This is a genomic window from Xenorhabdus griffiniae (genome assembly GCF_015163655.1).
GTDB lineage: Bacteria > Pseudomonadota > Gammaproteobacteria > Enterobacterales > Enterobacteriaceae > Xenorhabdus > Xenorhabdus griffiniae.
In genome coordinates, this window is the sequence record NZ_JADEUF010000113.1 from 1 (window position 1) to 13,117 (window position 13,117).

12 protein-coding genes and 1 pseudogene are annotated in these 13,117 nt (G+C 44.0%); 7 read left to right on the top strand and 6 right to left on the bottom strand.

Going from position 1 to position 13,117, the window contains the following annotated elements; all coding sequences use genetic code 11:
• The 4 genes from IQ211_RS15330 to IQ211_RS15345 all read right to left on the bottom strand — a co-directional run.
• The coding region (locus IQ211_RS15330; protein WP_193836411.1) for a condensation domain-containing protein at positions 1-1,719 on the bottom strand (1,719 nt) is incomplete at its 3' end.
• A gap of 705 nt (positions 1,720-2,424) precedes the next feature.
• The gene (gene cspE / locus IQ211_RS15335) at positions 2,425-2,640 is read right to left on the bottom strand and encodes a transcription antiterminator/RNA stability regulator CspE (protein WP_189761048.1); all 216 of its coding nucleotides are present in this window, start codon (positions 2,638-2,640) and stop codon (positions 2,425-2,427) included.
• A gap of 291 nt (positions 2,641-2,931) precedes the next feature.
• The gene (locus IQ211_RS15340; protein ID WP_189761047.1) at positions 2,932-3,327 is read right to left on the bottom strand and encodes a structural protein; all 396 of its coding nucleotides are present in this window, start codon (positions 3,325-3,327) and stop codon (positions 2,932-2,934) included.
• Positions 3,308-3,640, bottom strand: a complete 333-nt coding sequence (locus tag IQ211_RS15345; RefSeq protein ID WP_189761046.1) for a phage holin, lambda family — start codon at positions 3,638-3,640, stop codon at positions 3,308-3,310. Before IQ211_RS15345 ends, IQ211_RS15340 begins: the two co-directional genes overlap by 20 nt.
• Before the next feature lie 389 nt (positions 3,641-4,029).
• Here IQ211_RS15345 and adiA point away from each other — a divergent pair, with 389 nt between their 5' ends.
• The 7 genes from adiA to tnpC all read left to right on the top strand — a co-directional run bounded on the left by adiA (position 4,030) and on the right by tnpC (position 10,831).
• Entirely contained in the window at positions 4,030-6,303 is a 2,274-nt protein-coding gene (gene adiA, locus IQ211_RS15350) for an arginine decarboxylase (RefSeq protein ID WP_189761045.1), read from the top strand.
• 17 nt (positions 6,304-6,320) lie between these two features.
• The gene (adiC, locus tag IQ211_RS15355) at positions 6,321-7,664 is read left to right on the top strand and encodes an arginine/agmatine antiporter (RefSeq protein WP_189761044.1); all 1,344 of its coding nucleotides are present in this window, start codon (positions 6,321-6,323) and stop codon (positions 7,662-7,664) included.
• 458 nt (positions 7,665-8,122) lie between these two features.
• The gene (locus tag IQ211_RS15360; protein ID WP_189761043.1) at positions 8,123-8,263 is read left to right on the top strand and encodes a hypothetical protein; all 141 of its coding nucleotides are present in this window, start codon (positions 8,123-8,125) and stop codon (positions 8,261-8,263) included.
• A 102-nt stretch (positions 8,264-8,365) separates the two neighbouring features.
• Complete coding sequence (locus IQ211_RS15365; RefSeq protein WP_189761042.1) at positions 8,366-8,584, top strand: hypothetical protein; 219 nt, start codon at positions 8,366-8,368, stop codon at positions 8,582-8,584.
• Positions 8,585-8,627: 43 nt separating this feature from the next.
• The gene (tnpA, locus tag IQ211_RS15370; protein ID WP_189761333.1) at positions 8,628-8,924 is read left to right on the top strand and encodes an IS66 family insertion sequence element accessory protein TnpA; all 297 of its coding nucleotides are present in this window, start codon (positions 8,628-8,630) and stop codon (positions 8,922-8,924) included.
• Entirely contained in the window at positions 8,921-9,262 is a 342-nt protein-coding gene (tnpB, locus tag IQ211_RS15375) for an IS66 family insertion sequence element accessory protein TnpB (protein WP_189761332.1), read from the top strand. The genes tnpA and tnpB overlap by 4 nt, the downstream gene beginning before the upstream one ends.
• 81 nt (positions 9,263-9,343) lie before the next feature.
• Positions 9,344-10,831, top strand: coding sequence for an IS66 family transposase (gene tnpC / locus IQ211_RS15380; RefSeq protein ID WP_193836412.1), 1,488 nt, complete (start codon positions 9,344-9,346; stop codon positions 10,829-10,831).
• Positions 10,832-10,895: 64 nt separating this feature from the next.
• On the opposite strand, the pseudogene IQ211_RS15385 reads toward tnpC, so the two are convergent.
• Positions 10,896-11,506 (bottom strand): annotated as a pseudogene (locus IQ211_RS15385) (ISAs1 family transposase).
• 918 nt (positions 11,507-12,424) lie between these two features.
• Entirely contained in the window at positions 12,425-12,988 is a 564-nt protein-coding gene (locus IQ211_RS15390) for a hypothetical protein (RefSeq protein ID WP_189761002.1), read from the bottom strand.
• Positions 12,989-13,117: the final 129 nt, after the last annotated feature.

The following is a 13,117-nucleotide window of genomic DNA, read 5'->3' on the forward strand; positions in this document are numbered from 1 at the left end:
CGGATCGAGCGGGACATAGGCTCCGCCAGCCTTAAGGATAGCCAGTAAGCCGACCACCATATCCAGACTGCGCTCGACACAAATCGCCACGCGCTTGTCTGGACGGACGCCTAGCGCAATCAAATAATGGGCCAACTGATTAGCACGACGGTTCAGTTCGCCATAACTCATCGTTTGTTCTTCAAATACCACGGCGGGCGCATTGGGTTGTTGCGCGGCCAGTGCTTCAAACGGGGAATGGATTAAGGTCTCTGGCGGGAAATCCATCTGTGTGGCATTGAAATCTGCCAGCAATTGTTGTTCTTCTGGCGGTAATAGAGGTAAGCGTCGGATCGGGGTTTGCGGAGACGTCAGTGCGGCTTCAATTAACACCATAAGACGGGAGTGGAGTGCTGTCACTTCAGCACGACTCAGATAATTGGGAGAAAAATTAAACTCAAGTGTGACCGGTTTCTGTGCATCTGCACTGTTAGCAAATGCATATTGGTGGACTGCGATAACAAGCGGGAACGGTGCACCACGTTGTATTTGGCTGTATTTGAGTGTGGCATCGGGTATATCGGTATTCACATCTATCCACTCAAATGACAGCAGGATATCGAATAACTGGGTACGTCCGGTCTGCTGTTGGATTTGTATAAGCCGATTGATTTCTGCGACTGGCAAACGCTGACGTTTGTAGCAACGACGCAATTCCGTTGCAGTTTTGTCCATCACATCAAGAAAAGTATCATGGGGCGAAACCGTGATACCGACCGGGATCACCGACGAAAACATGCCTACCGTGCGTTTTTGTTTGTTGTTCTTACGGTTATGTACGGGAATACCAATAACAATATCTTCATCTTCGGGATGGTTTGTCAGCGAGTAAGCCGTGCGTGAAAAATAGCAGGCCAGCGCGGCATACATAAAATGCAGGACAGATAATCCGTGTGCAGCGACAGTTTCTTCGATTCGCTGGAAGAGCGTTTTATCCAGTGGACAAATTAGCGGTTCGGCATGTTCGTTATCTGTTGTTTTCTCTAAATTTGAAGGTTGAATTAAAGCAGGCGGTAAGTTTTTATAACGCTCTGACCAGAATTGCTGGTCTTGTCGATAGCGCGGTGAGTTTAAATAGGCATGATCTTCATTAATAAAGTCAAGATAAGAGGGTGCCGTTTCAGTAAATTCTTCTTCCCTGCTTAACCTGGTATACGTGTTGGCTATTTCTTCGGGAATAAGCCCTAACGTGTTCCCATCCCCGATAAGATGGTGACAGCAGAAATGCCAGTACCAACGATGATCACTCACCCGTAACAGGGCAAAACGCCATAGTTCACTGTACAAATCAAACGGCCGCATGAAGGCAGTACGGATATATTGCTTAGCCTGCTCTTCGGCGTTGTCATGATCTGAGAAATCGTGGATTGTCACGGATCCAGGCAAGGTATCAGTAAGCACTTGCAGCGGTAATTCCTGCGTTTTAATGAGTCGTAAACGCAATGCATCATGACGATAAACAACGGTTTCAACAGCGCGTGCTAACAGCGCGTCATCCAACTTTCCTTCAACCAGAATCACTGAACCTAAGTTATAGCAGGTGCTATGAGGACGGAAGAGCTGGTCGAGCCAGACAACTTGCTGGGGAGAACTGAGTGGGAATTTGTAAGAGGGAGATGCAGAAGCATTCTCTAATGAAAGTTGGTTCTCGTTGTTAATATTATTGCATGACATAGGCATTGCTTAACTCCTGCTCGCAAGACTGGTTAGCTTGGTTGATGAATTAAAAATGATTTGTGTGGCATTACTCCACACTGGAGATGAAGAACTAACTCTTTATGAGCAGGTACTTTATTTTTTAAATTTCAGTTATAAAAGGGACTTGGACCATCTATTTTTGATAGGAGTTTTTAAAAATTCTGATGGTGTGCTTATGTGGAGCGTTTTTTGACGGGGCTTAACAGAGCACTCATGGTACTCTGGAAGGCTATCATATACTGGCTCTTAAGAATCAATTTCTTAAAAACCCTTATATAATGTTTTGTTCTTACATAATCTATGACGGGCATTTCTGATATATACCAATCGTCTTTCAAGATGCGTCTTACTATCTCCGCGTAGCGGGGAGATATAAACAGTCACATTGATTTGCAAGCTGCAACTTGAAGTTGGATTGGCATAAATATCTCTTCGTTAGAAGGAGGATTAACTAGCACGGAAACACTGTAGGAGCTGAAGATTTTAGAAGTTCAGGAAATTAGGATTAAGCTTTCAACGGATAGAACGCTTAAGTTTTATTGATAATGAAGCCAAAGAGGGATGTTTCAGAAACCGGCCCGGCTTTATCCATACCGGCAACTGAAAATATTCTGACATCCCGTCACTCTGCTAACTCAAGCCAGAGGCCGTCTTCGTTATCGCAGAGGAAGGGATTCAGGGAAGATTTTACGCTGTAGGCACAACGTTTACTGCTGCTGGGCCTTTGGCACCGTTCTCGATGGAGAACTCGACCTTCTGGCCTTCGAACAGAGTGCGGTAGTCGTTACTTTGAATAGCGGAGAAGTGTACGAACACGTCTTTGCTGCCATCGGCAGGGGAGATAAAACCAAAACCTTTATCCGCATTAAACCATTTTACTAAACCAGTCATTTTATTAGACATGTGATATTTCCTTTGATTGAGCCTTGTTAGGTGAATATGGCTTGTTTTACAGAAACTACTTAGCGCTTAATGGAGAAACTCAAAAAGAAGGGATATCTGGGATAACGCCTGAGGATGAGAACTGCTTTAATAAACTGCTTTGTATGAGGTCTGTCTTTCAAACCGACCTGACTATTAACGCATGATTCCGAATATTAAGCAAGTTATATTTTTGCTACCTGATCACTAAAATTGCGGGGAAGTGGGATACGATACTGTTGAAAATCACCGCCTACAGGCGGTGATTAGAGCTTATAACAATTCAAATGCTCGCTTAATTATCTCATCGGAATAAGGCTGTTGGCCGTTTTCCATTTGAATGATAGCCTTAACCAGTCGGTTCATTGTGGCGACGTTTTCTACATCTACCACCGCACTGCTGGCTATGCCAACTGATTTACATACATAAGCGATATAACTCTCGGTATTATTTTCATTCGGTGGCGCCCAGCGGGAAATAAACTGGCGAATAGTATTGTCCCCGTATCTGCGTTCGTAGTTACGCAGGATTTTTAGCATTGCCCGTATGCCATATTCTGGCGCCACAAATTGGCAAAATGATTTGTCTGTCTGAATATCACGTAAACCTTGCCATTTGTCTCCATGACGGATGTTGCCGGGGTTATGGTTACGAATCCCTCTTGTCATTGTAATCTCCTAAACGTTTATTGATGGCACGAATGGCAAACTCTCGTATTTTCTCTACGCCAATAAAACCAACGGCACCGCCGAGGGCTGGTGAAATACTGTTTGGAATACCAAATAGTTCCAGTCCACTGGAAAATCCCCACGACAGCGCTCCACACAGGAGCGGTTCGACCCAGCGATTTTTCCGCTCCACACCGTCATAAATAAGCCGGCCGTAACAGATCATGACGGCCAAAATAGAACCAGAAATTTGCGGCCAAGCGTTTCTTAGACCGTCTAACAAATCGGCCCATAAATCAGGATGTTCTTTCATTATTGTTCCCATAATTTAGTGATGGGCACCATTAGCACTGCTTAATGATGTCCCGTACCTTTCCATAGTAACGTTGGTAAAGAAAATCCACATGGTTACGCTATTGTGCTCTGGCTCTTACTAAACCCATAAACGCCAAATCTTAGAGACAAAAAACAAAGAAATTGCACAAATGCAAATAGACACTATATTAAGTAATGTGATTTTTAATATAAAAACTATATATTAACAAATAATTAACTTGTAAAATTATATTGTTGGTAGTTTTTCCTGTGGCTTATTTAGCATCGTTAAATTTTCCTGATCGTATCAATTATTCGATGATCATTGCCAAGTAATTCTGAATTTATCCTGTCAGTTCAAGTAGAGATAGAGTAAGGAATAATGTCATGAAAGTATTGATAGCAGAAAATGAAGTGGGTACACGATATCATAGTCACTATGTGGAAAATGCCGTGCACAGGTTGGCTGATAAATTAATTGAAAAAGACATTGATGTTGTTATTGCTGAGTCTTTTGATGATAGCTATACAATAATTGCAGCCAATGAACCGTTCGATTGTTTAATGATAAGTTGTGCGCTCATAGATGATGATTTATATCTGCAAATACAGAAACTACTCAATAAATTATTTGAGCGACAGGAAAATGTTCCGGTCTTTTTGTTAAGTGATCGGGAAAAAGCGGTATTTTTGCTAAATCATGAATTACTGGAACAGTTAACTGAATTTGCCTGGATATTGGAAGATTCTGCGGATTTTATTGCGGGCCGTGCCATTGCCGCCATGCAGCGTTATCGCCAACAATTATTTCCGCCTTTAATGTCAGCGTTAATGAAATATAGCCAAACTTATGAATATTCCTGGGCGGCACCTGGACATCAAGGGGGCGTCGGCTTTAATAAAACACCGGTTGGCCGCTTTTATCATGACTATTATGGGGAAAATCTTTTCCGTACCGATATGGGAATTGAACGCGCCTCGTTGGGTTCGTTATTAGATCATTCTGGTGCATTTGGTGAAAGTGAAAGAAACGCAGCCAGAGTATTTGGCGCAGATCATTCTTATTCTATCGTGGTGGGAACGTCAGGCTCTAACCGCACGATTATGCAGGCTTGTATGACTGAAGATGATGTGGTCATCATCGATCGGAATTGCCATAAATCCATTGAGCAGGGGCTGATATTGACCGGCGCTAAACCGGTTTATATGCTGCCGAGCCGTAACCGCTATGGCATCATCGGGCCTATTTATCCACAAGAAATGCAGGCCAAAACATTACAGAAAAAACTGAAACAAAATCCACTGACTCAGGATATAGCGAGCCAGAAACCCGTTTATAGCGTAGTGACAAACTGTACCTATGATGGTGTCTGTTATAACGCCAAACATGTACAGGCGTTATTGGATAAAAGCGTTGATAGAATCCATTTTGATGAAGCATGGTATGGTTATGCGCGGTTTAACCCGATTTATCATGATCATTTTGCCATGCGCGGCGATCCGAAAAACCACTCAGGGCCGACAGTCTTTGCTACCCATTCATCTCACAAGTTGTTGAATGCGCTCTCTCAGGCCTCTTTTATCCATGTACGGGACGGACGCAATCCGGTGGATTTTTCAAGGTTTAATCAAGCCTACATGATGCATGCAACCACCTCTCCTCTGTATGCGATTTGCGCTTCAAACGACATTGCGGTTGCAATGATGGATGGCAATAGCGGTTACTCATTGACTCAGGAAGTCATTGAGGAAGCCGTTGATTTTCGTCAGGCATTAGCGCGTTTGAATCGAGATTTCAACAAGAAGGGGGACTGGTTCTTTAAGCCCTGGAATCAGGAAAAAGTGACAGATCCTGCCACTGGTAAGAAAATGGCTTTTGAGGATGCACCCAAGGAATTGCTGGCGAAAGAACAAAGTTGCTGGGTAATGCGTCCGGGGGACAGTTGGCACGGATTTGAAGATTTACCGGATAACTGGAGCATGCTTGATCCGATTAAAGTCAGCATATTGGCTCCAGGTATGGGAGAAAACGGTAAGTTGAAAAAACAGGGCGTGCCAGCCGCATTGGTTACCGCATGGTTAAGCCAGCACGGTATCGTACCAACCCGTACTACGGATTTCCAAATTATGTTCCTGTTTTCAATGGGGATCACTAAAGGAAAATGGGGAACATTGCTCAACACCTTACTCTCTTTCAAACACCACTATGATGCCAATACACCTTTAAGTAAGGTTTTGCCAGATTTGGTAGATCAGTACCCAGAAGTGTATGAGCAATTAGGATTGAAAGAGTTAGGCGATAAAATGTTCGATTATTTGCGGCAGAATAATCCGGGTGAAAAACTGAATCGGGCATATGCGGGCTTACCTAAAATGGAAATGACGCCGCGAGCTGCTTACCAGGCCATCGTGACCAATAATGTGGAAATGGTGGCATTGGATGATTTACCCCATCGCATTGCGGCGAACTCTATCATCCCATATCCACCGGGCATTCCCATGCTGCTTTCAGGCGAAAACTTTGGTGATAAAACCAGTCCCCAAATTGGATATTTACACGCATTACAAAAGTGGGATCACGAATTTCCGGGTTTTGAGCATGAAACAGAAGGCACAGAGATTATCAACGGCATTTATCACGTCATGTGTATAAAAAAGTGAAAACGGGAAGATAAATTATGGCTATTGTTTCAGAGGCAAATGTTTCAGAGGCAAAAAAAGTCGGATTGATCCCCGTTACTCTGATGGTTGCGGGTAACATTATGGGATCGGGCGTTTTTCTTTTGCCTGCCAGCCTGGCATCAACAGGCGGTATTGCGATCCTTGGTTGGCTGGTGACTATCATTGGTGCTGTGGGGTTATCAATCGTTTATGCGAAAATCTCCTCACTGGATGATAGCCCGGGGGGATCTTATGCTTATGCACGACGGGCTTTTGGCCCTTTTTTAGGCTATCAGACCAATATCTTATATTGGCTGGCGTGTTGGATCGGCAATATCGCTATGGTTGTGATTGGCGTTGGTTACCTGAGCTATTTTTTCCCTATCCTGAAAGATCCCATTATTTTAACCATCACTTGTACAGTCATACTGTGGATATTTGTCATTTTGAACATTATCGGGCCGCATGTTATTACCCGAGTGCAAGCGGTAGCGACGACCTTAGCATTGATTCCGATTGTCGCAACCGCTGTATTGGGTTGGTTCTGGTTCAACGGCAAGACCTATATGGATGCGTGGAACGTCAGTGGCTTGAATACCTTTGGCGCGATTCAGAGTATCTTAAACGTTACATTATGGTCTTTTATTGGCGTTGAGAGTGCTTCTGTTGCGGCTGGTGTGGTTAAAAATCCCAAGCGTAACGTGCCGATTGCGACTATCGGTGGTGTGCTGATTGCGGCTGTCTGTTATGTGCTGTCCAGCAGCGTGATTATGGGCATGATCCCCAACGCGGCATTGAAAATCTCATCTTCACCTTTTGGTGATGCTGCCCGATTGGCGTTGGGAGATACCGCGGGAGCCGTAGTTGCCTTTTGTGCAGCGGCAGGCTGTTTGGGATCATTGGGTGGCTGGACATTGCTTGCAGGGCAAACAGCCAAAGCTGCCGCAGATGATGGATTATTTCCTTCAATCTTTGCCAAAGTGAACAAAGCAGGAACGCCAGTTGCGGGTTTGTTGATATTGGGTGTTTTAATGACGATTTTCCAGCTCAGCAGTATTTCGCCAAATGCAGCGAGAGAATTTGGGTTGGTTTCTTCCGTCTCCGTGATTTTTACCTTGATCCCTTACCTGTATACCTGTGCAGCTTTGCTGTTAATTGGTCATGGTCATCTTGGGCAAGAAAAAACGCGATATATCATTATTACGTTTATTGCCTTTATTTATTGCATCTGGGCAGTTTTGGGAACCGGAGCAAAAGAAGTGGTATGGACGCTAGTTGTCATGATGGTCATAACAGCAATGTATACCTTTAACTACAACACGAAACATCCTGTTCCTTTTCCGTTAGATAAAAAAGATTAACTTCGATTTTGGGTGTCACATATTTTGGTGCTGTTATTTCAGCACCTTTTTTTATGTCTGTTTTTTAGTGGAGAACTTCTGATTACGATAGGTTTAGCGCATGGCCTGTACATTTTGTTATGTGATATATACCAATCTAACTTCAAGATGCGTTGAATCTCCCCGCGAAGCGGGGAGATATCAGATTTCATATCGTGTTGTAAATTGCAGCTTGAAGTTTAATGCGTATATGTCACTACATACCACGTGTTCGAACGATAAAACACCAAAAAATCATTCTTATTGAACGAAGGATTTCAGTGGAAATTTTGAACATAGATAAATTTTTTTGATAATATTTCGATAGATAAATAACCGAAGCTCCAAAAGCAAGATCAGAAATGCACTATATTTAAAAACGCTGGATCGAGGGCATGTCATGACCATGTAATGGAGTTTGTTTAATAAAAGGGAAAATCTTGAAAAACTTTGAACAACTTTTCCAACATGAAATCGAATATATTCGCGCATTGCAGCGTTTAGCGCGTCAAGAAAAACCCCATCTGTCCGATATTCTCAGAGAACACGATCCTGATGTCGGAAGTTTTACCTGTAACTGAAGTTATTGCACAGCCTGCCTGTGCTGAACTGGCACAACAGGATGTCAGTTTAGTTATTAAACCTGCCAAGGCGTAATCATAATAGAAAATACTACATTAATAATGGATAAAAAACCTGTGGTAAGCTGGAAAACATGGCTGAATGAACCGAACAAAGCACCGTTATTCTTTATCCTTAACTCATTGGCAAGACCAAACCCAATAGAACTTTTTTACCGTAATGACTGGGTTGAACAGGCTTTTCCGCTGTACAGCGATACTTCAATGCACAATCTGTTGAAACGTAACCGCTCAATTAACCCCACCTATCTGACGAATTAAGATTTTGTCATAGTGTGTTTTCTTTTTATTCAGGAGACACCTCATGACACTCACTGAAAAACAGCAACACTGGATAACCGTCATCGATGCCCAGAAACAGAGCGGGCTGACGGTAACCGCATTTTGCCAGCATCATGAAATTAATCTGGCCACGTTTTATTATTGGGCAAAAAAACGTCGGCAACAGCACGTGCCTCAACGTCTGCATCCTATTGTACTTGATGAGCATTCAGATGCTGGTCATACCGTCACGCTTTGCCTGCCCAACGGACTTCGGGCGGAGTTGCCTGCCGGGTTATCTTCCGAGCAGATCCGTCACTGGGTTGAGGCCCTGCAATGATCCCAGCGGGCAACATTTATCTGGTTTCCGGTCAGACCGACATGCGAAAATCCATCGACGGACTGGCGAGTGTGGTGGAGGCACTGGGGCTGGATCCGCTCAGTGAAGCCGGGTTTATTTTTTGTAACCGCCATCGCGACAAACTCAAGATCCTGTTCTGGGACACCAACGGTTTCTGGCTCTACTACCGGCGGCTGGAAAAAGGCCGCTTTCAGTGGCCCGCGCCCGTGGCGGACGGCACCGTACACATTACGCGCCCGCAACTGAACTGGCTGTTGTCGGGGCTGGCATTAACCCATCCCCGTGCCCATCAGCCTCTGCGGGAAGTCAAAGTGTGATCGGTGACACTGATCCCGGATTTGGACTTGCATGATCCGGTGGCGCTGTCACACTCAGGTTTTTCCCTGAGAGCCTGAATGATGACTGACCTCCCCGATGATATTGACCAACTGAAAGCCCTTATCGGCCAGCTTCAGGCCGAAATTCAGGAAAAAGATCATCATATTCAGCACCTGCTCGAACAGCTCAATCTCAGCAAGTCTAAACGCTTTGGCAAACAGAGCGAAAAGGCCGATAAAGGCACATTTAACGAGGCGGAACAGCAGGTAAGCCTGCCGAAATCCGCCCCGGCGCACCACAAAAAAGGGCGTCAGCCGCTGCCGGCAGGATTAGCGCGGGAAGTGCAGCATCATACCCTGAATGCGCCGCACTGCGATTGTTGTGGCGAACCGCTGCATGCCTGCGGCACGGAAACGTCAGAAACCCTGAAAATCGTGCCGCAGAAAGTTAGCGTCATTCGTCACGAACGCACCAAATACACCTGCCGGCAGTGTGAAAAAACCGAAACCCACAGCAGGATTATCACCGCCCCGACGCCGCCCAGCCTGTTACCCCGGACGATAGCCAGCCCGGAAACGCAGGCGGCGATTGTCACCGCGAAATATGTCGATGCGCTGCCGCTATACCGGCAGACCGATATTTTGGCACGCTCCGGCATTGACATCAGCCGCAGTACGCTGGCGAACTGGTGTGTGCAGCTCGGCCGCAAGGTGCATGTGCTGGTCGAACGGATGCGGACTCATCTACTTGATGAACCGCTGATTTGTGCGGACGAAACCCCGGTACAGGTGCTTCACGAAGTCGATCGCCCGGCACAAAGCAAATCCTATATGTGGGTGTACCGCAGTGGGGAATTTGCCGTGCATCCGGCGGTGATTTTTGACTATCAGCCGAGCCGCAGCGGGCGTTGCGTGGCGGATTTTTTAGGGGATTATGCCGGTTACCTGCTGACGGATGGCTATGCGGCTTACGATACGCTGAAATCGGTCAGGCACGCCGGCTGCATGGCGCATGCCCGTCGCAAATTTACGGATGCCCAGAAAGTGCAGGCCAGTAAAAAAGCCGGACGTGCCGAGCAGGGGCTGACATTTTTTGCCCGGCTGTACGCCATTGAACGGGAGGCCCGGTTACTCAATCCCGATGAACGACAGCGGTTACGGCAGGAAAAAGCGCCCCCGGTACTGAAAGACTTCCACGACTGGCTGACAGAGTCGAGCCGGACGATGTTGCCGAAAAGTGCTATCGGCTCGGCGATCAGCTATACCCTGAACCAGTGGCCGAAACTGTTGGTTTATCTGGAAGACGGGCATATCAGCATAGACAATAATGTCACGGAGCGGGATATCCGTCCGTTCACCACGGGGCGCAAGAATTGGATTTTTTCCACCTCCGCAGACGGCGCCTTTGCCAGTGCGAACTTATACAGCCTGGTGATGACCTGCCGGGCCAATGACATCAATCCGTATTTTTACTTCCGGCATATTTTTAAGGAACTCCCCAAACGCCAATCCGGTGATCCCCTGCATGATCTACTGCCGTGGAATGTGAATATCAGCGATATAATGTGAACTGCACTGTTTAAATGAGCGCTTACGTTCAGACGGCAGGGCGCGAGCATACTTTGATTAATACTCACCCAAAGAAAACTCTTGCCCTATAATCGTCACACCATCCCGCTTTTTTAAGCTTGTTTCTTTGGCTGGGTGCTCCGCAATCGCATTGTTTGACCATATTCAGCACAATACGCCGGAATAACGCCAGATTCTCAATCGCGCCATCCAGAACAATCCGTGAATCATCTTCTTTAAAGACCACATCAAGGATACAGTGCTGGTCTCTGGCTCAGAACGAGTCCCTGTTCAGTATCATAGGCGGTGACCAACTGGACGGCGTTTTTCTTTTCATGACGGTAGGCGTTTCGCAAGACTTTTCCATCAAAAGCAATGACCGGTTTGCCACCCTGTTCACACTGTTGCTTCCAGCAGGGGATCCAGTTCAATAGCGCGCACTATTCGGGCAACCGTATGTCGGCGGGGTATCCCATTGAGAAAGGGGCGATATTTTTTTAGCCACTTCATTTTGGCACGACCATAAGTTTCAATGTCTTGCCAGCCTTCAGCCCCGGCCAGAATGGCACTGACGACAAGGAAAATAACATCAATCAGATCGTATTGACGATTGACCTCAGAACGAGTTTCTTTCACAACGGTTAAATGTTCAATCAGGGTCTGGTTCGGATTCATGGGCAAGGATTAAAAAGAGAAATAAGAATAATTAGATCACGTCATTACTGTTCATTCAATCGGCGTTAAAAAAGTATGCTCGCGCCCTGCCAGATCTGTAAACTTTGTGAAAGCTACAAGTTATTAACCCGGTGTGCTTTTACCAATGCTTAAATTGCAAGCAATGAGTATAAATCATTTAATATCATTGTGTTATAAAATTAATCATAACTTAATTCAGAAAAAGTATATCTATTTGCACACCGTATTAATAACTATTTATGATAGGACTTTTGAGAGTATTTTCTAATGGCTGTTAAAAAGTATACTTTTTGATAGCCAATAAGATTATCAATTTCTGAGAATGAAATTTCTCAGAAATTGATAATTCCCAGCGCATAAATCACATAACAAGAGAGTGACAACGTCATCGATAAAAGAGAAGAGAAGATATTCCGGCACCGACAAGAAAACTGGCTCAGGCTCGCAATTCTTCAGAAAAAACTAAAGAAAGATAGAGGGCTTCGGAGCTTCTCTCAGTTTTAAATGGGTGGAATGATGGTTTGACAGACAGTACGAAACCGAAATTTTTAAGTTATAATGACGACAAGGTTTAATATAGAACAAAAGGATATGACAATGATATTTTTACTACTAAAGCTAATTAAAATTATTTTTTTCTTTCCAATATTCATGATTGTTAGCTATTTTCTAATTTTAGACAGAAACTTTAAAAAAACGCTGGCGTCATCATTATCGGCGGCTATAATTCTATTTCTGATTGATATTTGTTTACCAACATTACTTGTTTATCTGTCAAGATATTAGGATGTTTAATATCTTTATAGTGCTTGGTACTGAACAATAAAGTTAAAACACCAAGCACTATTTAACATCACACATTAAATATCAGACGACACATATAATACCAACCAGAATTTAAATATTTGGTTTTATTTTACTTTCGTAGACATACTTACTTACGGAAAAGTTTGCATTTTCCGTCCATTGCCCTGTTATATCAAATGGAGTTCCATCTGGATTCCATTCACCCGGAAAGAAATTCATTAGATCATATGGGTCTGTAAATTTGTCATAAAGTTTATAGGTTATGATCGCACTTAATTTATATGTTTGTCCATAAGGCACAGCACTTACAACATGTAATCTTCCACTGACTATAGCGCCTCCTATAGCCCATAATGGGTCATTGAAATAAGAGGCTGGAGTTCTGAAATTATACGTATTTTCAAAAAAAATTCTATTTCCATTTTGGATTTGTGAAATAAAACGAGATTGAACGCTAGTGCCATCATTGCTTTCAAATAAACCTTTAAAGGCGTCTGGTCTTTTTATTAACTCCCTAACCCTCTCGTGAACACCTATGTCATGAAGAGTTAGCGCTCGTCCTGAATTCCCCCAATAATGCTTTAATAAGTCAAAAGAACTCATTTCGTTAGAACTCATGCTACTGTAACTTACAATATTTTCTTCTGTTTTCATGAAATTATCTCCAAATAAATATAATGCAGGTTATTTAGAAAAATATATAAATAAATCAAATAAAAATATATCGTTAATTAAATAAGCGACATTGAAGTTACAATAAATGATCATTTGAATCAATAAGAT